Annotated in this window: 21 protein-coding genes and 1 tRNA gene; 14 read left to right on the top strand and 8 right to left on the bottom strand. The window is 67.8% G+C overall.

Annotation, left to right across the window (positions count from 1 at the left end; all coding sequences use genetic code 11):
- Nucleotides 1-36: 36 nt before the first annotated feature.
- Nucleotides 37-3,477 carry an error-prone DNA polymerase gene (locus tag ACFXOO_RS03025; RefSeq protein WP_394562726.1) on the top strand — a complete coding sequence of 1,147 codons (3,441 nt, stop codon included), beginning with the start codon at nt 37-39 and terminating at the stop codon, nt 3,475-3,477.
- Between the two features lie 2 nt (nt 3,478-3,479).
- Here ACFXOO_RS03025 and ACFXOO_RS03030 read toward each other — a convergent pair whose 3' ends face one another.
- Both ACFXOO_RS03030 and ACFXOO_RS03035 read right to left on the bottom strand, forming a co-directional pair.
- A complete protein-coding gene (locus tag ACFXOO_RS03030; protein ID WP_378851705.1) occupies nt 3,480-4,454 on the bottom strand; it encodes a zinc-binding dehydrogenase in 975 nt (324 codons plus the stop codon).
- 124 nt (nt 4,455-4,578) lie between these two features.
- Nucleotides 4,579-5,046 (bottom strand): MarR family winged helix-turn-helix transcriptional regulator, encoded by a 468-nt coding sequence (locus tag ACFXOO_RS03035; protein WP_378837865.1) that lies wholly within the window; start codon nt 5,044-5,046, stop codon nt 4,579-4,581.
- 158 nt (nt 5,047-5,204) lie between these two features.
- Here ACFXOO_RS03035 and poxB point away from each other — a divergent pair, with 158 nt between their 5' ends.
- From poxB to msuE, 3 genes are read left to right on the top strand one after another with little or no spacing between them, the layout of a single operon-like run.
- The gene (poxB, locus tag ACFXOO_RS03040) at nt 5,205-6,938 is read left to right on the top strand and encodes a ubiquinone-dependent pyruvate dehydrogenase (protein ID WP_378851700.1); all 1,734 of its coding nucleotides are present in this window, start codon (nt 5,205-5,207) and stop codon (nt 6,936-6,938) included.
- Between the two features lie 4 nt (nt 6,939-6,942).
- Nucleotides 6,943-7,833, top strand: a complete 891-nt coding sequence (locus ACFXOO_RS03045; protein WP_394562727.1) for a sulfurtransferase — start codon at nt 6,943-6,945, stop codon at nt 7,831-7,833.
- Nucleotides 7,834-7,888: 55 nt separating this feature from the next.
- The gene (msuE, locus tag ACFXOO_RS03050) at nt 7,889-8,518 is read left to right on the top strand and encodes an FMN reductase (RefSeq protein ID WP_378837873.1); all 630 of its coding nucleotides are present in this window, start codon (nt 7,889-7,891) and stop codon (nt 8,516-8,518) included.
- A 13-nt stretch (nt 8,519-8,531) separates the two neighbouring features.
- On the opposite strand, the gene ACFXOO_RS03055 is transcribed toward msuE, so the two are convergent.
- On the bottom strand, nt 8,532-9,236 hold the full coding sequence (locus ACFXOO_RS03055; RefSeq protein WP_394562728.1) for a TIGR00266 family protein: 705 nt from the start codon (nt 9,234-9,236) through the stop codon (nt 8,532-8,534).
- 144 nt (nt 9,237-9,380) lie between these two features.
- Here ACFXOO_RS03055 and ACFXOO_RS03060 point away from each other — a divergent pair, with 144 nt between their 5' ends.
- From ACFXOO_RS03060 to ACFXOO_RS03075, 4 genes are read left to right on the top strand one after another with little or no spacing between them, the layout of a single operon-like run.
- Nucleotides 9,381-9,710 (top strand): PadR family transcriptional regulator, encoded by a 330-nt coding sequence (locus ACFXOO_RS03060; RefSeq protein ID WP_378837878.1) that lies wholly within the window; start codon nt 9,381-9,383, stop codon nt 9,708-9,710.
- Nucleotides 9,711-9,712: 2 nt separating this feature from the next.
- Nucleotides 9,713-10,087, top strand: a complete 375-nt coding sequence (locus ACFXOO_RS03065) for a DUF1048 domain-containing protein (RefSeq protein WP_394562729.1) — start codon at nt 9,713-9,715, stop codon at nt 10,085-10,087.
- On the top strand, nt 10,084-10,905 hold the full coding sequence (locus tag ACFXOO_RS03070; protein ID WP_394562730.1) for an ABC transporter ATP-binding protein: 822 nt from the start codon (nt 10,084-10,086) through the stop codon (nt 10,903-10,905). The genes ACFXOO_RS03065 and ACFXOO_RS03070 overlap by 4 nt, the downstream gene beginning before the upstream one ends.
- The gene (locus ACFXOO_RS03075) at nt 10,902-11,696 is read left to right on the top strand and encodes an ABC transporter permease (protein ID WP_394562731.1); all 795 of its coding nucleotides are present in this window, start codon (nt 10,902-10,904) and stop codon (nt 11,694-11,696) included. Before ACFXOO_RS03070 ends, ACFXOO_RS03075 begins: the two co-directional genes overlap by 4 nt.
- Before the next feature lie 97 nt (nt 11,697-11,793).
- On the opposite strand, the gene ACFXOO_RS03080 is transcribed toward ACFXOO_RS03075, so the two are convergent.
- Nucleotides 11,794-13,074 carry an MFS transporter gene (locus ACFXOO_RS03080; RefSeq protein WP_394562732.1) on the bottom strand — a complete coding sequence of 427 codons (1,281 nt, stop codon included), beginning with the start codon at nt 13,072-13,074 and terminating at the stop codon, nt 11,794-11,796.
- A gap of 70 nt (nt 13,075-13,144) precedes the next feature.
- On the opposite strand from ACFXOO_RS03080, the gene ACFXOO_RS03085 reads away from it, so the two are divergent.
- Complete coding sequence (locus tag ACFXOO_RS03085) at nt 13,145-13,759, top strand: TetR/AcrR family transcriptional regulator (RefSeq protein WP_394562733.1); 615 nt, start codon at nt 13,145-13,147, stop codon at nt 13,757-13,759.
- A 1-nt stretch (nt 13,760) separates the two neighbouring features.
- Complete coding sequence (locus ACFXOO_RS03090; RefSeq protein WP_394562734.1) at nt 13,761-14,186, top strand: bleomycin resistance protein; 426 nt, start codon at nt 13,761-13,763, stop codon at nt 14,184-14,186.
- Between the two features lie 72 nt (nt 14,187-14,258).
- On the opposite strand, the gene ACFXOO_RS03095 is transcribed toward ACFXOO_RS03090, so the two are convergent.
- Nucleotides 14,259-14,987: a hypothetical protein gene (locus ACFXOO_RS03095; protein WP_394562735.1), complete on the bottom strand. Its 729-nt coding sequence runs from the start codon at nt 14,985-14,987 to the stop codon at nt 14,259-14,261.
- Nucleotides 14,974-15,498 carry a sigma-70 family RNA polymerase sigma factor gene (locus ACFXOO_RS03100; RefSeq protein WP_378837898.1) on the bottom strand — a complete coding sequence of 175 codons (525 nt, stop codon included), beginning with the start codon at nt 15,496-15,498 and terminating at the stop codon, nt 14,974-14,976. Before ACFXOO_RS03100 ends, ACFXOO_RS03095 begins: the two co-directional genes overlap by 14 nt.
- 229 nt (nt 15,499-15,727) lie before the next feature.
- Between ACFXOO_RS03100 and ACFXOO_RS03105 the strand changes: the two genes are divergently transcribed.
- From ACFXOO_RS03105 to ACFXOO_RS03115, 3 genes are all read left to right on the top strand, one after another.
- Nucleotides 15,728-16,438, top strand: a complete 711-nt coding sequence (locus ACFXOO_RS03105; protein WP_394562736.1) for a CHRD domain-containing protein — start codon at nt 15,728-15,730, stop codon at nt 16,436-16,438.
- Nucleotides 16,439-16,482: 44 nt separating this feature from the next.
- The gene (locus tag ACFXOO_RS03110; protein WP_394562737.1) at nt 16,483-17,097 is read left to right on the top strand and encodes a class F sortase; all 615 of its coding nucleotides are present in this window, start codon (nt 16,483-16,485) and stop codon (nt 17,095-17,097) included.
- Between the two features lie 50 nt (nt 17,098-17,147).
- A tRNA-Arg gene (locus ACFXOO_RS03115) sits at nt 17,148-17,219 on the top strand.
- Nucleotides 17,220-17,428: 209 nt separating this feature from the next.
- On the opposite strand, the gene ACFXOO_RS03120 is transcribed toward ACFXOO_RS03115, so the two are convergent.
- A complete protein-coding gene (locus tag ACFXOO_RS03120; protein ID WP_394562738.1) occupies nt 17,429-18,559 on the bottom strand; it encodes a tyrosine-type recombinase/integrase in 1,131 nt (376 codons plus the stop codon).
- Nucleotides 18,560-19,150: 591 nt separating this feature from the next.
- On the opposite strand from ACFXOO_RS03120, the gene ACFXOO_RS03125 reads away from it, so the two are divergent.
- Nucleotides 19,151-20,437, top strand: coding sequence for a hypothetical protein (locus ACFXOO_RS03125; RefSeq protein ID WP_394562739.1), 1,287 nt, complete (start codon nt 19,151-19,153; stop codon nt 20,435-20,437).
- On the opposite strand, the gene ACFXOO_RS03130 is transcribed toward ACFXOO_RS03125, so the two are convergent.
- On the bottom strand, nt 20,434-21,321 hold the full coding sequence (locus tag ACFXOO_RS03130) for a phospholipid scramblase-related protein (RefSeq protein WP_394562740.1): 888 nt from the start codon (nt 21,319-21,321) through the stop codon (nt 20,434-20,436). The genes ACFXOO_RS03125 and ACFXOO_RS03130 overlap by 4 nt on opposite strands.
- Nucleotides 21,322-21,394 lie beyond the last annotated feature (73 nt).

Below are 21,394 nucleotides of genomic sequence, written 5' to 3' on the forward strand. Positions count from 1 at the left end.
GCAGCGAGACGGAACGCAGCCGACGGGAGGCACCTGATGGGTTTCCACAACCCCTCGGTGCCGTGGTCGGAGCTCGAGAAGCTGCTCAGCGACACCCGCCGCCCCGGCGACGTGCCGGCGGGGGCCGACGGCGGCGACAGCCCCGCATGGTCCCGCAAACGCGGGCCCTACGTCGCGCCCTCGATCGAGCGTCCGGACGATGTCGTGCCGTACGCCGAGCTGCACGCGCATTCGTCGTACTCCTTCCTCGACGGCGCGTCGTCTCCCGAAGACCTCGCCGAAGAGGCGGAGCGGCTCGGGCTGCACGCGCTGGCGGTCACCGACCACGACGGCTTCTACGGCATCGTGCGCTTCGCCGAAGCAGCCGAGACGCTGCAGCTGAAGACCGTGTTCGGCGCCGAGCTCTCGCTCGAACTGCCCGGGCCCCAGAACGGCGAACCCGATCCCGTCGGTGCGCACCTGTTGGTGCTCGCCCGGGGCGAAGAGGGCTATCACCGTCTCGCCGGCGCGATCACGCATGCCCAGCTCGCCGGTGGGGAGAAGGGGCGTCCCCGCTACGACCTCGAACACCTCGCCGCGCAGGCGGGGGGCCCGCACGACCCGCACTGGGCGATCCTCACCGGGTGCCGCAAGGGAGCGGTGCGTCGGGCATTGGCGGGAGGCGCAGCGGGCGCGGCATCCGCTCTCTCCAACTCCGCGATCCGCGAAGCGGGCGCAGAGCTCGACCGACTCGTGACGCTGTTCGGACCCGATGCGGTGCACGTCGAGTTGATCGACCACGGCGATCCGCTCGACTCGCGCACCAACGACGTGCTCGCCGCTTTCGCCGCCGAACGGGAGCTGCCCGTGATCGCGACGAACAACGTGCACTACGCCGCCCCCGATCGTCAGCTGCTCGCCGCCGCGGTCGCCGCCGTCCGCGCCCAGCGAGGGCTCGACGAGCTCGACGGATGGCTGCCCGCCCACGCCGGAGCGCATCTGCGATCGGGGGCGGAGATGCAGGCGCGGTTCGCCCGCTACCCCGGGGCGGTGGCGCGCACGGTGTCGCTCGCCGACGAACTCGCCTTCCCCCTGCGCCGGGCCAAGCCCGCGCTGCCGAAGCAGGATGTGCCGGAGGGCCACACCCCGATGTCATGGCTGCGTCACCTGGTCTGGGAGGCGGTGCCCCGCAGATACCCCGATGCGACCGACGAGGACCGTGCGCGCATCGAGAAAGAGCTCGGGGTCATCGAGATGAAGGACTTCCCCGGCTACTTCCTGATCGTGCACGGCATCGTGCAGGAGGCCCGGCGTCGCGGCATCCTGTGCCAGGGTCGCGGGTCCGCCGCCAACAGCGCCGTCTGCTACCTGCTCGACATCACCGCCGTCGACTCGATCGCCTACAAGCTGCCGTTCGAGCGGTTCCTCTCGAGCCTGCGCGACGAAGAGCCCGACATCGACGTGGACTTCGACTCGGACCGGCGGGAGGAGATCATCCAGTGGGTCTACGAGAAGTACGGGCGTCATCGGGCCGCCCAGGTCGCCAACGTCATCCAGTACCGGCCGAAGAACGCGATCCGCGACATGGCGAAAGCGCTGGGGCATTCTCCCGGACAGCAGGACGCCTGGTCGAAACAGGTCGAGGGGTGGGGGGCATCGCTCGAGAGCGGTCCGGGCCATGACATCCCCGACCAGGTCATCGAGTTCGCCACCGAGCTGCTCAAAGCGCCCCGGCACCTCGGCATCCACTCCGGCGGAATGGTGCTCACCGACCGGCCGGTGGGCGAAGTCGTGCCGATCGAGCACGCGCGCATGGACAACCGCACGGTGATCCAGTGGGACAAGGACGACGCGGCCTGGATGGGGCTGGTGAAGTTCGATCTGCTGGGGCTCGGGATGCTCGCCGCGCTGCAGTACTGCTTCGATCTGATCCGCGGCGCCACCGGGGAGGAGTGGGAGCTCGCGACGATCCCCAAGGAGGAGAAGGCGGTCTACGACATGCTCTGCCGCGCCGATTCGATCGGGGTGTTCCAGGTCGAGTCCCGCGCCCAGATGGGCTTGCTCCCGCGGCTGCAGCCGCGACGCTACTACGACCTCGTCGTCGAGATCGCCCTGATCCGACCGGGGCCGATCCAGGGCGGGGCGGTGCACCCTTTCGTCCGGCGCAAGCTCGGCCAGGAGGAGGTGACGTACGCGCACCCCAAGCTCAAGCCGGTGCTGGAGCGCACACTGGGCATCCCGATCTTCCAGGAGCAGCTCATGCAGATGGCGGTGGCCGTCGGCGAGTGCACCGGCGAAGATGCCGACCTGCTGCGCAGGGCGATGGGCTCCAAGCGAGGACATGAGCGGATCGACTCGATCCGCGAGAAGCTCTACGCCGGGATGGCGACGAACGGGCTGGTGGGCGCCGAGGCCGACGCGATCTACACGAAGATCCAGGCGTTCGCGAACTTCGGGTTCGCGGAATCGCACTCGCTGTCGTTCGCGCTGCTGGTGTACGCGAGCTCATGGATAAAGCTGCACTACCCGGGAGCGTTCCTCGCGGGACTGCTGCGAGCGCAGCCGATGGGGTTCTACTCGCCGGCGACGCTCGTGGCCGATGCGCGCCGGCACGGCGTCCAGATGCTGCGACCCGACCTGCTGCGCTCCGACGTGCAGGCGACGCTCGAGCCGGTGGGCGACGGCCCACGGGAGGAGGGGATGGATGCCTGCACCCACCGCGTGCAGGCGCCGGTGGGCGACTTCGACATCACCGCCCCCGACGAGTCGCTCGCGCACCGCCGGGACAGCGGGTTCGCGGTGCGTCAGGGGCTGGCGGCGGTGAAGGGCATCGGCATCAAGGTCGCCGAGCGGATCGTCGCCGCGCGGCAGAAGAGCGGCCCGTACCGCGACCTGCGCGATCTCGTGCGTCGCACCGGTGTCACCGCGGCGCAGCTGGAGGCCCTCGCGACCGCCGGCGCGTTCGAGTGTCTCGGGCTCAGCCGGCGCGAGGCGATCTGGCTGGCCGGGTCGGCCGCTCAGGACCGTCCCGAGTTCCTCCCCGACTCGATGGTGTCGGTGCAGCCTCCGCTGTTCACCGACCCCACGAGCTACGAGGTGCTCGCCGCCGACCTGTGGGCGACGGGCGTCTCCACCACCGATCATCCGATGACCCACTACCGGTCACGGCTCGATGCCCGCGGGGTGCTCACCTCCACCGAGCTGCGCACCCACGAGACCGGCAGACGCGTCGAGATCGCGGGACTCGTGACCCACCGGCAACGGCCGGCCACCGCATCCGGCATCACGTTCTTGAACCTCGAAGACGAGCACGGACTGGTCAACGTGATCTGCTCGGTGGGCGTCTGGAACCGGCACAGGGCGGTGCTGCGGGATTCTCCCGCGCTGATCGTGCGGGGGATGCTGGAGCGCTCGGTCGAGGGAGTGACGAACCTGGTGGCCGACAACTGCGAAGACCTGCGGGTGGGGGTGGAGCACCAGTCCCGCGACTTCCGCTGACGCTACGGCCGCAGCAGCACCTTTCCGACCCGGCCGGCGGTCTGACTGGCGAGGACGGCGTCGTGGATGTCGTCGAAGCCGTAGATCCCGGCGACGGGGAGGGTGAGCTCGCCCGCGAGCACGTGGCCCATCAACTGCGAGAAGAGGGCGCCGCGGGTCGCGGCATCCAGGTTCTTGCTCACCTTGCTGCCCCAGAAGCCCTTGATGGTGACCTGCTTGAAGATGACGTCACCCGAGCGGATCTCCATGACCGGCGACTGCATCGCGCCGAAGACGACGAGCGTGCCGTCCTCGGCGATGAGCGACAGGACGTCCTGCGATGACGACCCTCCGACGGAGTCGACGCCCGCGATGATCGGCGCGCCGCCCGTGAGCGCGTCCACCTGGTCGCGCCAGTCATCGGCGTCGGTGGCGACGATGTTCCCGATGCCCTGCTCGGCGAGCTCGGTGACACCCTCCTCACGGCGGACGAGGCCGATCACGTGGAACCCGCGGGCGGCGGCGATCTGCGCGACCATGCGGCCGACCGCGCCGTTGGCCGCGTTCTGCACCAGCCAGTCACCCTCGTGCAGGTCGAGCGAATGCACCAGACTGACGGCACTGAACGGCATCGAGACCAGTTGCGCGGCCACTTCGTCCGACAGGCTGTCGGGCACCGGGATCAGGCCCGCGGCCTTCGCCGTGAAGTACTCCGCCCACGCACCGAACGCACCGCCGGCGACCCGCTGGCCGATCTCGAGGCCGGTCACATCGGGTCCGAGCGCGTCGACGACACCGACGGCTTCGGTGCCCGCACGGGCCGGCAGGTCGGGCACGAAGCCGTAAGTGCCGCGGACCGTCCAGAGGTCGTGGTTGTGGATCGTGGCGAGCACGGTGCGGACGCGCACCTCGCCGGGGCCGGGCTGGGGGAGCGGCCGCTCCTCGACGGTCAGGACCTTCTCGGGCGCGGCGAACGTGGAGTGGATGAGAGCGCGCATGGCGTCCTTTCGATCGGATCGGTTCGGGGTGCGGATGCCGCGGGTGAACGCGGTCCGGTGCGGTGCAGCGGGTTGCGGTGTGGGCGCTGGCCGGCGGCATGCAGCTGAGGGTCGCGCGGCGGCGTCAGCGGGCCGCGGCGTGTGCCGGCTCGAGCGCCCCGGCCGGTGCGGCGGCGTGCATCGCGGCCGTGAGGTTCTGCAGCGTGGCGATCAAGGCATGCGCGGATGCCTCGTCGGAGATGCCCATGCCCGCGGCGATCCGCGCCGGGATGTGGCGGAGTTCCGCCCGGAGCTCGGCCCCGCGGTCGCTGAGGGCGATGGTCACGATGCGCTCGTCCTGCGAGCGGCGGTCCCGATGCACGAGGCCCGACTGCTCCATTCGCCGCAGGAGCGGCGACAGCGTGCCGGAGTCGAGCTGCAGATGCTCGCCGAGCGACGAGACGGTCTGCTGGCCTTCCATCCACAACGTCACCAGTACGAGGTACTGGGGATATGTGAGGCCCCAGGGCTCGAGCAGCGCACGATAGGTCTGCGTGGTCGCGCGCGTCGCCGCATAAAGCGAGAAGCACACCATGTCGTCGGTCACTGCCATTGCTCCAGCATTCCATGCATCTCGATTGTGTACAACTGGGTTGCCGCGACGGGTGGCCGCCTGCCGGGATCAGGCGACCTCCGGACGGCTCTCGCTGAAACGTGGAGGGATGGCGAAGAATGCCGGGGGTGGCTCGCGCCGAGGCATAGCCTGGACGCATGGCTGAGACCGTCGCAGACTTCTTCGTCCACACTCTCAAGCGCGCGGGGGTTAAGCGCATCTGGGGGCTCCCCGGCGATTCGCTCAACGCCTTCACCGACGCCCTGCGCCGCGACAAGGGCATCGAGTGGCTGCACGTGCGCCACGAGGAGGCCGCCGCTTTCGCGGCGGCGGGCGAGGCCGAGATCACCGGCGAACTCGCCGTCGTCGCCGGCAGCTGCGGCCCCGGCAACCTGCACTTCATCAACGGGCTCTTCGACGCCCAGCGCAGCCGCGTCCCGGTGCTCGCGATCGCCTCGCACATCCCGTCGGAGGAGATCGGCAGCGGCTACTTCCAGGAGACCCACCCGCAGGAGCTCTTCCGCGAGTGCAGCGTCTACACCGAGCTCGTCGGCGATCCCGCCCAGCTGCCGTGGGTGCTCGAGATCGCGATGCGCACCGCGATCGAGAAGCGCGGCGTGGCCGTCGTGGTGGTGCCCGGCGACGTCTTCTTCGCGGATGCTCCGAAGCGACGTGACACCGCACCGATCCGCGCGACACGGTCGGTCACCGTCCCGGCCGCGCCCGACCTCGATGCCGCCGCCGCGCTGCTGAACGGCGCGGGCAAGGTCACGATCCTCGCCGGTGCCGGCGTGGCCGGAGCGCACGCCGAGGTGCTCGCGCTCGCCGAGCGGCTGCAGGCGCCCATCGTGCACGCGTTCCGTGGCAAGGAGCACATCGAGTACGACAACCCCTTCGACGTCGGGATGACGGGACTTCTGGGTTTCGCGTCGGGCTACCGGGCCATGGAGAAGTGCGACACGCTCCTCATGCTCGGCACCGACTTCCCGTACCGGCAGTTCTACCCCTCCAAGGCGAAGATCATCCAGGTCGACATCCGCGGTGAGCAGCTGGGGCGCCGCACCCCGATCGACCTCGGCCTCGTCGGGGGAGTGAAGGAGACGGCATCCGCTCTCCTGCCCCTGCTGTCGACCGGTCGCAGCAGCGCGCATCTGACCGACAGCGTGGAGCACTACCGCAAGACGCGGAAGGAGCTCGACGCCTTCGCGAACAACGACGGGCGCGCACCGATCCATCCGCAGTACGTGGGGCGCCTGATCGACGAGCTCGCCGCTCCCGACGCCGTTTTCACCGCGGATGTGGGCACCCCCGTCATCTGGTCGGCGAGGTATCTGCACATGACCGAGAAGCGGCGCCTCATCGGCTCGTTCACGCACGGGTCGATGGCCAACGCGATGCCGCAGGCGCTGGGCGCGCAGGCCGTGGACCGTGAGCGGCAGGTCGTCGCGCTCGCGGGCGACGGGGGTCTGGCGATGCTCATGGGCGATCTGCTCTCGATCCGTCAGAACAACCTGCCGATCAAGATCGTGGTGTTCAACAACTCGTCGCTGGGCTTCGTCGAGGTGGAGATGAAGGCCGCCGGCATCGTCACCTTCGGCACCGACCTGCACAACCCGAATTTCGCGGATGTGGCGGAGTCGGTCGGCGTCACGGGTATCCGCGTCGACGATCCGGGCGAGCTCGAGGGCGCGCTGCGCCGTGCATTCGCCGACCCCGGCCCCGTGCTGGTCGACGTCGTCGTCGCCCGTGAGGAGCTGTCGATCCCGCCGTCCATCACGGCCGCGCAGGCGAAGGGCTTCGCCCTGTACGCCATGCGCACCGTGATGTCGGGTCGCGGAGACGAGCTGCTCGACCTCGCCGACACGAACGTGTGGCGGCGGATCTTCCACTGAGACCATGCCGAACATCCTCATCACCCCCGAAGAGCTCGCCGCGCTGATCGCGCATTCTGCGCCCGACGAGAACCCCGTACGCGTCCTCGATGTGCGGTGGCGGCTCGACCGCCCCGACGGGCGGCCCGACCACCGTGCCGGCCACATCCCGGGCGCGGTCTACGTCGACCTCGACCACGAGCTCGCTGAGCACGGCGTTCCCTCGGACGGGCGGCATCCGCTGCCGTCGGCTTCTGCGCTGCAGGAGGCCGCCCGGCGCTGGGGGGTTGGCAACGGCGACACCGTTGTGGTCTACGACGACCTGAAGTCGCTGTCGGCCGCCCGGGCCTGGTGGGTGCTGAAGGATGCCGGCATCGCCGACGTCCGGATCCTCGACGGGTCGCTCCAGGCGTGGACGAGCGCCGGCTTCGCCCTCGAGACCGGTGACGTCACCGCGGTCCCCGGCAACGTGGTCCTGGGCCGCGGGCACCTGGCCGCGCTCTCCATCGACGAAGCGGCCGACCTCGCGAGCGACGGAGTGCTCATCGATGTGCGGGCGGCGGAGCGGTACCGCGGCGACGTCGAGCCGGTCGACCCACGTGCGGGTCACATCCCCGGGGCGGTCAACCGTCCGACCTCCGAGAACGTCGACGACGATGGACGGTTCCTCGATCCGGCGGTGCTCCGCGAAGCCTTCGCCGAAGTGGGGGCCCGTACCGGTGCCCCGGTCGGCGTCTACTGCGGCTCGGGCGTCACGGCGTCGCACGCCTACGTCGCGCTCACCCTTGCGGGGTTCTCACCGCAGCTCTACGCCGGCTCGTGGAGTCAATGGTCGAATCACCCCGATCGTCCGGTCGCGACCGGACCGCGTCCTGACGACGGCCGGCACGAGGGTCGCGAGCAGACGCCCGTATGACGCTCTGTGTCCGGCCGCGCCCCCGGCCCCGGCTGCGGAGACGTACGGTCGGTGCATGACAAGGATCGCCTCCGACCACGAGTCCGCGACATCCGCTGCGCCCGGCTCGGGGCGCGGCCCGCTGAAGGTCGTCGGAGTCTCGGGGTCGCTGCACGAGGGCAGCAAGACGAGCGCGCTCGTGGCGGCGATCATCGCTTCGGTCGGTAGTCGCGTGGCGATCGAGTCGCGTCAGATCGAGCTGGCCGAGATCGGGCCCTCGTTCGCCGGCGCGCTCACGCGGGAGGATCTTCCTCCTGAGATCGAAGAGGCCCTGCGCGAGATCGAGGGCGCCGACCTCCTCGTCGTGGGCAGCCCGGTCTACCGCGCATCGTTCACCGGGCTCTTCAAGCACCTGTTCGACTTCGTCGGTCAGTACGCGCTCATCGGCCAGCCCGTCCTCCTCGCGGCAACCGGCGGGGGAGAGCGTCACGCGCTCATCATCGAGCACCAGCTGCGGCCGTTGTTCGGATTCTTCCAGTCGACGACCCTGCCGCTCGGCGTGTACGCCAGCGCCTCCGACTTCGACGGCGCGACCCTGCGCGACGGGTCGGTGCAGCAGCGCATCGATCAGGCCGTCACCCGCGGGCTGCCCATGATCGAGCAGGCGGCACTGCTGCGCGTGTCGGAGTACGTCTCGACCTGGTGACGGGCGCGGCGGCTCAGTTGCCGTCGGAGCGCTTGTCGGGCAGGTAGGGCTCGATCGCACCGGCGAGCTTGGCGGCGGTCATCGACTGCAGCCACACGTGCCCGGGGCCGTGCAGCTCCGCAAGGAACAGCGAGTCGCCGAAGAACTTGTTTCGGATGCCCTTCACCGTGGCGAACTGCAGGTCCATGCCCGCGCGGAACATCGCGAGGTGTCCGGGGTGGATCAGCAGCGACTGACCGGCGGCGAGGTCGTACTCGACGATCTCGCCGGCGAGCTGAACCCAGGCGGTGCCCTGCCCCGCGAGCTTCTGGAAGACGACCCCGGCGCCGCCGAAGATGCCCGCGCCGAGTCGCTTCTGCAGGCCGACCGAGACCTCGACGCCGGTGGTGCTGGCGGTGTACGAGCCGGCCTGGATCATGAATTCGTCGGCGGGGTCGATCGTCATCTCGCGGATCGTGCCGGGCAGCTGGGCGGCGAACGCGATCATCGCGCCGTTCTGCGGAGCGGTGTACTTCGTGAGGAACAGCTGCGCGCCACCGAGCACGCGCTTGAGGCCCCCCATGAAGCCGCCGCTGCCGCCGCCGTGGGCGGTGGAGGTGTCCATGTCGAAGCCCGGCGAGAGCCACGCCACGTCACCGCCCTCGGCGACGATGGCCTCTCCGGCGTCGAGTATCAGTTCGAGGATGGGCATCGTGGTGCCGGCGATCGTCGTCTTCATGAGGCCAAACCTAGGGGCGCGGCATCCGTCCTGTACAGACCGATGGCCGCCGCACGGGACCGCGGAACGACCTCTGGACAGGAAGCTATTGAGTGTTACTATGTACCGGTAGGTAGCAACACTGAGTAGCAGGGAATCCAGGCCATGGGCAAACAGGCGACCGAGATGCTGAAGGGTGTGCTCGAAGGCATCGTGCTCGCGATCCTGTCGGCGCGACCCGCGTACGGCTACGAGATCACGGCGTGGCTGCGCGAGCAGGGATTCACCGACATCGCCGAGGGCACGGTCTACGCGCTGCTCGTGCGCATCGAACAGCGCGGGCTCGTCGACGTGGAGAAGGTGCCGTCCGAGAAGGGGCCGCCCCGCAAGGTCTACTCGCTCAACACACAGGGGCGCGCGGCGCTCACCGAATTCTGGGGGACCTGGAGCTTCCTCACAGAACGACTGAACCAGCTCCGCGAAGGAGGACAGTGATCATGGCTGCAGGATGGATCGAGAAGGTCACCGGATCGCTCGAGCAGAAGAAGCAGTACCGGGCCTACAAGGCGCGCATCGAGCGGCTGCCCGCGAACTACCGGACCGCCGCCGACGCGCTCGACCGGTACCTGATGTACTACGGCTCGATCGCGGCGGGCGACACGCTGCTGTCGATGCTCGACGATCTCGCCGACCTGTTCGAGCAGTGCGCGGCCGACCGCACACCGATCCGCGAGATCGTGGGCGATGACCCGGTGGAATTCGCCGAGACGTTCCTGCGCAACTACGCGGGTGGGCAGTGGATCAACAAGGAGCGGGAGCGCCTCACGGCGGCCATCGATCGCGCAGAAGCCGATGAGGCGGGCGCGTCATGAGCGCCGCATCCGCCCCCGCCATCCGCGTGCGCGGACTGCAGAAGTCGTTCGCCGCGCTCGAGGTGCTGCGCGGTGTGGACTTCGACGTCGAGCGCGGCACGATCTTCGCGGTGCTCGGGTCGAACGGCGCCGGCAAGACGACGATCGTCAAGATCCTCTCGACACTGATGAGAGCGGATGCCGGAGCCGCCGTCATCGACGGGTTCGACGTCGCCGACCAGCCGCAGGAGGTGCGGGCGTCGATCAGCCTGACCGGCCAGTTTGCGGCCGTGGACGACGTGCTCACCGGGCGCGAGAACCTCGTGATGGTCGCTCAGTTGCGGCACCTGCGGAACGCCGGGGCCATCGCCGATGACCTGCTGCGGCGATTCGCGCTGTCGGATGCGGGTGGCCGCAAGGTCGCGACGTATTCCGGCGGCATGCGCCGGCGCCTCGACATCGCGATGAGTCTGATCGGGGACCCGCCCGTCATCTTCCTCGACGAGCCCACGACCGGGCTCGATCCGCAGGCGCGGATCGAGGTGTGGAACACGATCACCGAGCTCGCCGGCCGCGGCACGTCGGTGCTGCTGACGACGCAGTACCTCGACGAGGCCGAGCACCTCGCCGACCGCATCGCGATCCTGCACGAGGGGCGCATCCTCGTGAACGGCACGCTCGCCGAGCTCAAAGAGCTGCTGCCGCCCGCCACGGTGCGGTACGTGCAGGAGCAGCCGACGCTCGAGGACGTCTTCCTATCACTGGTCGGGGGAGCGACCCCCGCGGGGGACTCTGCTCGCCGAGACGACCGGAATGGATCCGAGGAGAAGGCATCATGACCGCACTCACCCTGACCCGGCCCGCCGTGAGCGGGCACTTCTTCGGCGACACAGTCGTGCTGCTCGGGCGGTCGCTGCGCCACATCACGCGCAGCCTCGACACGATCATCACGACCGCCGTCATGCCGGTCGCGATCATGCTGCTCTTCGTCTTCGTGTTCGGCGGCGCCATCGACACGGGGTCATCGTCCTACATCGACTACATGCTGCCCGGCATCCTGCTCATCACGATCGCGTCGGGCGTCGCCTACACGGCGTTCCGGCTCTTCCTCGATCTGCAGAGCGGCATCTTCGAGCGGTTCCAATCGATGCCGATCGCACGCTCCAGCATCCTCTGGGCGCACGTGCTCACCTCGCTGGTCGCGAACCTGATCTCACTGGTGATCGTGGTGGGCGCGGCGTTCGCGATGGGGTTCCGCACCGGCGCGGGGGTGTCCGCGTGGCTCGCCGTCGTCGGCATGCTGGTGGTGTTCACGCTCGCGCTCACGTGGATCGCGGTCATCGCGGGGCTCTCCGCCTCGTCGGTGGACGGGGCGAGCGCGTTCTCGTATCCGCTGATCTTCCTGCCGTTCGTCAGCTCGGCCTTCGTGCCGACCGACACGATGCCCGGTCCGGTGCAGTGGTTCGCCGAGAATCAGCCGGTCACCTCGATCGTCGACACGATCCGTGCGCTGTTCGCGCAGCAGCCGGTCGGCGCCGATATCTGGGTCGCCCTGGCCTGGTGCATCGGCATCCTCGTGCTCGCGTACGTGTTCGCGATGGTCGTGTACCGGCGGCGCATGACGGCGTAGTGCCCTTGGGTCGGCCGGTCGCGTCGTCGCCCGGCCCGGTCGTCGAGCGAGAAGCGAAGCGACGAGACGAAACGCCGCGTCGCTCTCACCCGCTCAGTCACCGCGCGAGCGGCGACTCCGCACGCTCATCGGGAACGACCGCCGGCGAGGTGGCCGTGTTCACGATGTGCGCGCGTCCGATGACGATGGCGGCGACGACCATGATGGCCGCCCCGAGCCAGTACGGCGCGGCGTGGCTGACGGTGGCGTAGAGCGCGGCGGCGATGAGCGGGGCGACGGTGGACATCGCCGCGTTGAGCGATTGTGTGGCTCCGCCGAGCCAGCCCTGCTCGTCGTCACCGACGGCGTTCGACATGGCGCCGTCCATCGCGGCCTGTGCGGCGCCCTGACCGGCGGCGAGCGTGAGGGCGCCGACGATGAACAGCCACGGCTGGGCGAAGATCGACGCGACGAGGGCGAGCCCGATGAGGCCGACGGTCTGAGCGACGATGCCGCTGATGATGACGCCGCGCTCGCCGATCCGGGGGAGCAGGATGCCGAGCAGCACGCCCTGGATGAGGATGTCGACGATGCCGACGGATGCGGTGAGCAGCCCGATCGCGGTCGGGCCCCACTGGATCGAGTCCAGCGCGAGGACGCTGAAGTTGTTGACGAAGAAGCCGAAGGGAAGCGCGATCAGGCCGAACCCGATGAGCAGTCCGCGCAGCTCCCTTCGGCGGAACGCGGTCGCGAAGACGGTGAAGGGCTGCACATCTCGCAGGGAGATGGTGCGGATGCGATTCTCCGGCTTGTGGCTCTCGGGGAGCAGGAAGATGCTCAGGATCGCGACGGTGAGGGCGACCCCGGCGGTGACGAAGACGGGGAGTTGCAGGCTGACCGCAGCGAGCAGGCCGCCGACGGCGGGTCCGATCATCATTCCGATGCCGGAGAGCGCTCCGAGGATGCCGAAGCGCCTGGCCCGCTGCTCGGGAGGAGTGATATCGGCGAGGTAGGCGAAGAGCGCGGGAAGATCGCCGGCGGTCAGCCCCTGGATGGCGCGCGCGAGGACGAGCACCCAGATCGCCCCGCCGATGCCGAACAGGGTCATGGCGAAGGCGGCACCGAAGGCCGCCGCGATGATGACCGGTCGGCGGCCGAAGCGGTCGGAGAGTCGGCCGAGGAAGGGGGCGACGAGGAAGGCGCAGAGCCCGTTGATCGACTCGAGCACCCCCACCCAGAGGGCCAGCTCGTTCTCGTGGGAGACGTACTGCAGCACCACGAAGGGGAGGACGGGAAGGACCACGGTCATGCCGACGACGGTGAGCATGGTCAGGACGACGAGCATGACCCAGGCGCGACGGGCGTTGCGCGGCTGAGCGATCGAATTCAGTGAAGTCACACCATGAGTGTAGTCATACCAACTTAAGAGTCAAACCATGATCGTACTGGGTGTTCGATAAGCTTTGTACATGTCGACACCAGAGCCGATCGGGCGCCGTGAACGGAAGAAGGCGGCCACGCGCAAGTCGATCTCCGACGTCGCCACCCTGATGTTCCTCGAGCGCGGCTTCGACAACGTGAGTATTCGAGAGGTCGCGGAGGCGGCCGATGTGTCGCCCACGACGGTGTTCGCGCACTTCTCGCAGAAGGAGGCGCTCGTCTTCGACGAAGACGACGAGCAACGGGATCGCCTCGTCGCCGCAGTGTCGGAGCGGCCTGCGGGCACCACGATCAACCGCGCGCTGCACGACTTCTATGCGGCCGAGGTCGCCCTGAACGTCGGAGAGCACGGCGATGAGGTCGCCCGCACCTTCATGGCCTTCCTGAACAAGACGCCGGCACTTCGCGAGTATGCGGCGAAGATGTGGCTGCGGCACGAGGATGCCCTCGCCGACACGATCGCCGACGAGCTCGGACTCGCCGAACCCACCGCCGAGATCCGCGTGTATGCGCGGTTCGTGCTGCAGATGCAGATTCTCGTATCGGAGAGCAGTAATCCGCCGGCGACGCTCGAAGCCGGGTTCGCCGTGTTCGAGCACGGCTGGGCGCCGATCGAGAAGCGACTCACCGCGGCGGAGAGCTGACGTGTCGTTCCGCGGAGGTCTGTGGCGTGGGTCGGCGAGCGCGATCCTCCCCGTCGCCGACCTCTCGCGCGCAGCGGATTTCTACCGCGCGCTCGGGTTCGAGGTCGAGATCGCCGACGTCGGGGGCTACGCGTTCGTCGAAGCGGGGGAGACGCGCTTCCACCTGTCCGAGAGCGCTGATCTCGACCCGTTCGTCCACGCCGCGATGGTGTACGTCTACGTCGCCGACGTGGATGCGGTCCACGCGTCCGTCACCCTCGAAGACGCGGATGCTCTCAGCCATGATGAGCTCCTCCGTCGATGGCGGACCGGGGAATCGCTGGCCCGCATCCGTCCGGTGCGCGACGAACCGTGGGGAATGCGCGAGTTCTCGTTCGCCGACCCCGACAACAATCTGGTCAGGGTCGGGACTCCCCTCACGCGCTAGCTGTCGATGTCTCGCGTCCCGCCGTCGCCCGAGGGCGGCAGGGCGGTGATCGCACCCCGACAGACGAGCGGGCTACGTCTGCGGCAGGTCGGCGACGGCGGTGGGTGTCTCAGCGCCGACTTCGCGGATCTCCAGACGCACCGTCTCCGCCCGCAGCACCGCCGCGTTGAGTCGGCAGTGGATGGGCACCGCCGAGCCGAGCATCTCGCCGGCTGAGAACTCCGCGCCGTCGCTGCCGATCAAGACGACGGAGTACGTCGCGCCGACGTCGAGACCCGATGCGTCGACAACGGCCTCGGTGCCCCAGGTGTGCGCCACCAGAGCCGCATCGATCTGCGCTCCGGCGGCTTCGGAACGCACGTCGATCTCTTCGATCGCACCGAGGGTGCCCGGTCCACCCGACGGTGGGGCGTCGACCAGGGGAGGGATCGCAAGCCCCACGACGAGGCCGATCGCGAGGCACGCCGCGCTGAGCATCGGGACGAGCCATCGTCGTGATCGACGAGAGTCGGGCGGCGTCGCCGCGACTCGACCTATCGGTACCGGCCCGGGTGACGCGTCCGACGGCACGTTCGTCGACGCGGCGACGCGCTCCCGAAGCGCTTCGCTCGGCGCGACCTCGGTCCACGCGACTTCGGCGAGGGCGAGGCGGTGTGCGAGGTCGCGCATGTTCGCGATCTCTTCGTCCACCCACGGGTGAGTGCGGCGGAACCCGTCGAGTTCCACCTTCTCCTCGGGCGTCAGCTCCTCCGCGACGGCAGCGGCGATGAGTGCGGCGATCCGATCGTCAGGACTGTTCATCGTGTTCCTCCGGTGCATCGAGGTGGCTGCGCAGGGCTCGCAGGGCGTGGAAGGCTCGTGTGCGCAGTGTCGCCATCGGCACACCCGTGGCGATGCTGAGCTCGTGATACGTCCGACCCTCGAGGTGGACGGCCACGACGACCTCGCGGTGGGCATCGCTGAGCTGTGCGAGACCTTCCACGATCCGCAGCCGATCGAGCGGGTCCGCGTGCGGCGAGGGAAGCTGGTCGAGTTGCGCGTCGTCGCCGATCCGCGGCATCCGAGACCGTGCGCGAAGCGCGTCCGCGATCACGTTGCGCGCGATCGAGAACAGCCACGTGCGCTCCGAGGCGACGGCGGGGTCGAAACGCTCGCGTGCCCGCCACGCGCGAAGAAAGGTCTCCTGCACGCAGTCCTCCGCCAGCGGACGGTCGCGCAGCGCGTTGACCGCGAAACCCAGCAGTGCAGACCCGTGCTCGTCGAAGCTGCGACGCGCGTCGAACGCCACGAACTCGCTCGCCCGATGATCCATCACGCTCCCCGAACGCGTCTGCCCCATCGTGCACGCTCACCTTCAGGCTAGGCGATCGAGACCCCTCCGTTTGAGAAGCCGCAGCTCAGAAGCCATCGAGGGATACGCCCACCGAGCGGTCGGCGTTCATCTCGAAGAAAAAATTCGTGGGAGATGAACGCAATCACGATGACGGTCGTAACACCCTGCAACGGAGGCAACCGGCATCCGCATCAAAGAATCGAGCATCATGATGAACAGGACTTCCACCCGCGCGCTGATGATCGGTGCGGTCGCAACCGTCGGAGTACTGGCGTTCGCGGCGCCGGCGCACGCAGAGACCGAGGTCGACGAGCCGGCGTCGTTCACCAGTGCGTTCACGGTGATGGCCACGCCCGATCAGGTCGTCAACACCGACGGAGTGGCGACTGCGGGCGAGGAGGGCGCGACGGGTACGTTCACGTTCCGCATCAACTCCGACCTCGAGATCATCTGCTACGACATCACGCTCGACGGCGTGACGGGCGACTACCAGAGCCCGGCCAAGACCGCGACCCACATCCACCAGGCCGTCGCGGGCAAGCCCGGACCCCCGCGTATCGCCTTCCCAAACCCGTCGCCCGTGGGTGACGGACCGCGGACGAGCTCCGGCTGCCTGCAGGGACCGTTCACCACAGGAGTGCTGGCGAACGGCGTCGACACCGGCGAGGGGTTCAGCCTCGCCCAGATCGAGGCCGACGCGGCGGGATTCGCCGCTGATTCGCACACGGCCAGTTTCAGCGCCGGAGTGGTGCGTGGTCAGTTGACGTCGGTGCCCGTGGGCGGTGTCGACACCGGTGCCGGTGGGGCGGCAGGGCAGTGGGATGCCGCGGGCGTCACGATCGGGGCGCTCGCGCTCGCCGGCGTCGCTGCAGTGGGTGGCGTCGTGCTGCACCGCCGTCGACACGCGGACGCTCGGTGATCACGCGCTCGCGGGCACCGCGGCATTCTGCCAGTGCAGTCAGGATGCCGCGGCCCGCGGGCGTCGTCGTCGTGGGGTTGATGCTGGCCATGGTGGTCGGCGGGTGCGCGGCGTTGCCCGCCGACGTCGGTCCGTCCGTCATCGAGCCCGTGCCCGTTGTCAGTTCGGCCCCCGATGTGCAGCCGCCGGCGGCACCGGAGCCTGCTCCGGTCGCGGCGCTCCCACCCGTATCGGTCGCGATCCCTTCGATCGACCTCGCTGTGCCGCTGATCGATCTGGGCATCACCGCGGAGGGCGGCATGGAGGTGCCGGAGGACTACGCAGAAGTGGGCTGGTTCGCCGGAGGGGGCCGTCCGGGGGGCTTCGGCCCGACGGTCATTGCGGGTCACGTGGATTCGCCGACCGGACCGGCCGTGTTCATCCGGCTCCGCGACGTGCGGGCAGGCGATGCGGTCGAGGTGACCGACGCCGCGGGCACGGTGTTCCACTACGTCGTCACGGCTGTTGAGGACTACCCGAAGTCGTCGTTCCCCACCCAGATCGTTTTCGGCGCTGTCCCGTCCGACGAGCTGCGCCTGATCACGTGCGGGGGAGTGTTCGATCGCGAGGCGGCGTCGTACGTCGACAACCGGGTCGTCTTCGCCAGTCGTGTCGCGTAGCCGGACGACGCGTCGGCCTCGGACGAGCATCGGTAGACTGGATGCCGCCAGCCTCTGTAGCTCAATGGAAGAGCAGTTCCGTCCTAAGGAAACGGTTGGGGGTTCGAGTCCCTCCAGGGGCACAGCCGTTTTTTGCCTCTGACCAGGGATTCCTTCTGTGGTCAGACCATAGAAATTGCGTTTTTGCCCGCTTTTTGCCCGCATTCTACGAATTCGGCACTCCGAAAACAGCCCTCTGCAACGGCCTGCGGACGGCGTCTCAAAACGCCCAAATCGGGCATTTCGGGTGCCCTGCGCCTTGTCGAAAAACTGAGCAATCTGCTCCGTGAGGTCAGTGGGGTCGTGCGTAGCGAGTCTGCGGACCCGACGGAAGAGCCACCAGCGGCATCTGGGCGTTCAGGCGCGTGGCGACTTCATCCAGATCGTCTTCGAAGAGATCGGCGTAGGTGTCCAGCGTCATCGCCGCGGACGCGTGACCAAGCATGCGCTGCACGGCCTTCACATTCGCGCCCGAGCTGATCGCGAGCGACGCCGCGGTGTGACGAAGGTCGTGAGGAGTGACCCGCGGAATCGACGGATCGAACTCCTGCGCACGCCGCACCGCGTTAGCGAACCACCCTTTGTCGCCCGAGTTGCGCATGTGCTTGATCCCGTCTCCGAACAAAAGCCCCTCCGGTCCCTTGCCGGCGCACGCCTGCTCGATCATCGGAACCAGACGGGCGGGGTAGGGGACCGAGCGCTTCTCGTGCGTCTTCGGAGTGCCGACATGGATCTCGTACGCGATCATCACCGCGTTCTCTTCGATGACGAAGCGCCGGCGCAGCCGGTTCACGCTGCGCACCCGTAGCCCCGTCGCCTCGCCCCAGCGCAGGCCCGTATATGCCAACGTGAGGACGAGCGTCGGGTGCGCCGAGCATGCGGCCAACGCCGCGACCTGGTCGTGCGTCAGGTACACGCGACGCTTGCCCGGCCCGTGCCGAGGAAGGTTTCGTACGTGCCTTGCTGGATTGCTCGCGAGGCGCCGATCGTCGATGGCGACATCGAGGATGCCTGCCAGGATTCCCAGTGCGCGAAGGACGACCGTGCGCGACTTCCGCGACGCGAGATCTGACACCCAATCCTGGACTTCGGAGCGCCGTATCGACGAGATTTCCCGGTCGGCCCACACCGGCGCGACGTGGTTGTGCCACGCGCGCTCGAGCGTCGTGTAGTACGAGGGCTTAGACATCGGCGGCTGCTTAGATCGCAGCCAACTGTCCGCGAACATCCGCACCGGAACCCGCGACGAGGACGGGTCGATGTACTCGCCCTTGGACTTCGACACCGTGACCATCGAAAGGTAAAGCTTCGCTTCGCGTATCGTCGTGAAGCCGCGCTTCTCCGCCTCGGTGCGATCCGGCTTGCGATAGCGCACGCGATAGCGGCGGCCCTTCGCCGTCTCGTACGGGGTGATGTAGCCCATCTCAACCTCCGCTCACGCCGGCTCGACCCTCAGTCTTGCCAGTGTCGGACACTGCTCGGATGCCGTCAACGCAGCCGGCGATACATGTGGATAGACGTCGGACGACGTCGTCAACTGGCGTTGGGTCGGGGGCGCCTTCTTCCGACGCCGAAAGTGTAGCGATAGGTCGCGCCTCCGTTCTCGCGGCTCGCTTCTTGCAGACTCCGCGCTGGCGCGCTCCGCTCAGCAGCCGTTCGACAACGAGCACTGCGCCGCGCCCGATCGCTTGACGGCTGATTACCGAAGCGAGGCCAAGACTGTCTGCTGCGAACTCGCGACGCAGGCGGATCGTGCGCTGCAACGCTTGAGCACCACACCGCGCGCGCATCTTGATGTGCCCTCGGTCGAATCGATGTCCCGTGTCGGCGTGCGGGGGCCTTGAGACGATGCGAGAGTTGGCGGCTATCTCAAGTCCTCGGGGAATTCGACTTCGCGGTTGAGCCAGGCTGGCCGGCTGAAACGCCACCGCCGTAGGGCGTCTACCGCCGGGTTCAATGGGTTCAGGTAGCGTGAGGGCGTCACGGGGCCACATCGAACACGGGGACCAATTACATGAGCGACGAGATCGAGTTGATCAGCGACGGCGATGGCCTAGCTGTCATTGGTGACTCGCTCGCCGTTGAGCGGTTCCTGTCTTCCGCCGGAGTCCCGTCCAAGGACCTTCAACTCCATCAGAAGCTCGGAGCGGCCTTGAACGCTGGATCCGGGGCCGCACAGGCCGGATCACAGATCGCCGCCAACTCCGGCCGTTGGGTCAAGCTCACCGAGGAATCGGCGAAGGCGCTCAAGATTGGCAAGGCGATGAAGGGCTCGTCGGACGGCGTCAGTCGCGCGGTGGCCACGACCAGCAAAGGCAAGATCACCAAGATCCTGGAGTTCACAACGACCGGCTCGGTGCGATCGATGCTCACGAACCCAGCGATGCTGGCGGGCGCCGCGGGCATCATGGCGCAGCTGGCTATGGAACAGACGATGGAGGAGATCACCGAGTACCTCGCCGTCATCGATGAGAAGGTCGACGACATCCTCCGCGCTCAGAAGGACGGGGCGATCGCCGAGATGGTGGGCGTGGGCATGGTCATGGACGATGCGATGCTCAGGCGCGAGCATGTCGGTCACGTCTCCGAAGTGACATGGTCAAGCCTGCACGGCGCTGCCCAAACGATCGCAACGACCCAGGCCTACGCCCTTCGACAGCTCGACGCACTAGCCGAGAAAATGGAAAAGAAGTCAAAGGTCGGTGACCTCGCCAAACTCGCCGGGACGGCGGAGTCAACCGTCGAGGAGTGGTTGGCAGTATTGGCGCGATGCTTCCAGCTTCAAGATGGTCTCGCGGTCCTTGAGCTGGACCGCGTGCTCGCTTCCAGCCCCGATGACCTTGAGCGCCACCGCACCGCAGTCAGGGCAGGGCGAAAGAAGCGTCGAGACCTAATCTCTGAGAGCACCGAGCGCTTGCTGAGCCGGATGGATGTCGCAGCGCAAAGCGCCAATGATCAGGTTCTCTTTCATCCACTGAAGTCCGGTACTGTGATCCGCTCCGGAAACGAGGTGGGGGCGGACGTCACGGGCTTCCACGAGCGGCTGGGCATCGAGTCTGGTCGCGAGGCGATCGAGACGAAGCGCTGGCGAGTGGCTGTAGGCGAGGTCAGAGACACTGCTATTCAGACTGGCAGCAAAGGCGTAACCGCCGTCGCGCAGCTCGGTGTGAGGATGTTCGAAGGGGCCAAGTCCGGCGCAGAGAAGCTGACTGAGGCGGTGGCCGAGCGCCTACCGCATCGGGGTGAAGAGGACTCGCCGCCGGACCAGGGGCCTGGGAAGCAGTATTTGCCCAAGGATTAGCGACTGCGCTGTTCGCCGCTGCTCTGGTGGAGAACGGTGTCAACGACTAGTGCGGCCGAAATCACGAGGGTCAGCAGCGGATCTTCCAGTTGTCGGTACATTTCAAGGACGTAGTTGTCTGCCTTGGTGAAGCTTTGTTTGCCTAACCCGGCCCAAGTCTTTGTGATGCGACCGATCTCGTTGCCGCGGGGGTCCTGAACGCTGAAGTCCCAGGCGCGCCAGCTTTCGGCATTGATCGTCCCCAGAATCTCGCCTTCCGATTCCATTCGAAATCGGATGTTGAATCTGCCGCCGAGCATCGACGCCATGACGCCAAAGTTCTCCTGCGCAATCTGCCCCACGGTTGTGCCGTCCTCGCGCATGACGACCACCTTTGACTTCAGCATCGTCGCCGGTCGAGTTAGGGTGAGCACTGGTTGCCCGCGGGCGTCGACGATCTGTAAGCGTTTGGTGGAGTTGTCGCGGCCCGCAACTATTCGCGACATACTTCTGCCGAACTCGCGCACGCCGCCAACCTTGTGTCCTAGCTGATTGAAAACCTCGTACTCAGCCTTCTTCTCAAAGAGCTTCGCCTTCTGGTTGACAACCAGGACTGCTTCGGTGAACAACGTTCCGCCGCCAGTTCGAGAGGCGTCATCGACGCCGAGCTTCTGAATCTGGCGCTGCACCTTCTTGTTTGCCACAGGCGTTTGTATCGCTGCTTGGATGGGCGCGCCGGCCGCAGCCTGCGCTACAACAGGGGCCGGCGGCACCACGATTGGCGCGTCGACCAACTGGCGTCCCTGCGACCCCACATGCTCAGTCCATTGCGAGCCATCCCAATAGCGATGTTCGTGTCGCGCGAACGGATCCGGGAACCAGCCAGCGGGGGCAGGAGAACTCATGAATGGAGGCTAACAGCGCGTTGCATGCCGGGTTCGCAGATGCATGAGCCGCTGCAAGTGCCGGCCGCGACGA

This window comes from Microbacterium sp. P03 (assembly GCF_043556235.1).
Lineage (GTDB): Bacteria > Actinomycetota > Actinomycetes > Actinomycetales > Microbacteriaceae > Microbacterium.

What these genes read in the sequence shown, in the direction of transcription:
- ACFXOO_RS03025 (WP_394562726.1), top strand. Translation starts at nt 37, where the DNA reads ATGGGTTTCCACAACCCCTCGGTGCCGTGGTCGGAGCTCGAGAAGCTG.
- ACFXOO_RS03030 (WP_378851705.1), bottom strand. Translation starts at nt 4,454, where the DNA reads ATGCGCGCTCTCATCCACTCCACGTTCGCCGCGCCCGAGAAGGTCCTG.
- ACFXOO_RS03035 (WP_378837865.1), bottom strand. Translation starts at nt 5,046, where the DNA reads ATGGCAGTGACCGACGACATGGTGTGCTTCTCGCTTTATGCGGCGACG.
- poxB (WP_378851700.1), top strand. Translation starts at nt 5,205, where the DNA reads ATGGCTGAGACCGTCGCAGACTTCTTCGTCCACACTCTCAAGCGCGCG.
- ACFXOO_RS03045 (WP_394562727.1), top strand. Translation starts at nt 6,943, where the DNA reads ATGCCGAACATCCTCATCACCCCCGAAGAGCTCGCCGCGCTGATCGCG.
- msuE (WP_378837873.1), top strand. Translation starts at nt 7,889, where the DNA reads ATGACAAGGATCGCCTCCGACCACGAGTCCGCGACATCCGCTGCGCCC.
- ACFXOO_RS03055 (WP_394562728.1), bottom strand. Translation starts at nt 9,236, where the DNA reads ATGAAGACGACGATCGCCGGCACCACGATGCCCATCCTCGAACTGATA.
- ACFXOO_RS03060 (WP_378837878.1), top strand. Translation starts at nt 9,381, where the DNA reads ATGGGCAAACAGGCGACCGAGATGCTGAAGGGTGTGCTCGAAGGCATC.
- ACFXOO_RS03065 (WP_394562729.1), top strand. Translation starts at nt 9,713, where the DNA reads ATGGCTGCAGGATGGATCGAGAAGGTCACCGGATCGCTCGAGCAGAAG.
- ACFXOO_RS03070 (WP_394562730.1), top strand. Translation starts at nt 10,084, where the DNA reads ATGAGCGCCGCATCCGCCCCCGCCATCCGCGTGCGCGGACTGCAGAAG.
- ACFXOO_RS03075 (WP_394562731.1), top strand. Translation starts at nt 10,902, where the DNA reads ATGACCGCACTCACCCTGACCCGGCCCGCCGTGAGCGGGCACTTCTTC.
- ACFXOO_RS03085 (WP_394562733.1), top strand. Translation starts at nt 13,145, where the DNA reads ATGTCGACACCAGAGCCGATCGGGCGCCGTGAACGGAAGAAGGCGGCC.
- ACFXOO_RS03095 (WP_394562735.1), bottom strand. Translation starts at nt 14,987, where the DNA reads ATGAACAGTCCTGACGATCGGATCGCCGCACTCATCGCCGCTGCCGTC.
- ACFXOO_RS03100 (WP_378837898.1), bottom strand. Translation starts at nt 15,498, where the DNA reads ATGGATCATCGGGCGAGCGAGTTCGTGGCGTTCGACGCGCGTCGCAGC.
- ACFXOO_RS03105 (WP_394562736.1), top strand. Translation starts at nt 15,728, where the DNA reads ATGATGAACAGGACTTCCACCCGCGCGCTGATGATCGGTGCGGTCGCA.
- ACFXOO_RS03110 (WP_394562737.1), top strand. Translation starts at nt 16,483, where the DNA reads ATGCCGCGGCCCGCGGGCGTCGTCGTCGTGGGGTTGATGCTGGCCATG.
- ACFXOO_RS03120 (WP_394562738.1), bottom strand. Translation starts at nt 18,559, where the DNA reads ATGGGCTACATCACCCCGTACGAGACGGCGAAGGGCCGCCGCTATCGC.
- ACFXOO_RS03125 (WP_394562739.1), top strand. Translation starts at nt 19,151, where the DNA reads ATGAGCGACGAGATCGAGTTGATCAGCGACGGCGATGGCCTAGCTGTC.
- ACFXOO_RS03130 (WP_394562740.1), bottom strand. Translation starts at nt 21,321, where the DNA reads ATGAGTTCTCCTGCCCCCGCTGGCTGGTTCCCGGATCCGTTCGCGCGA.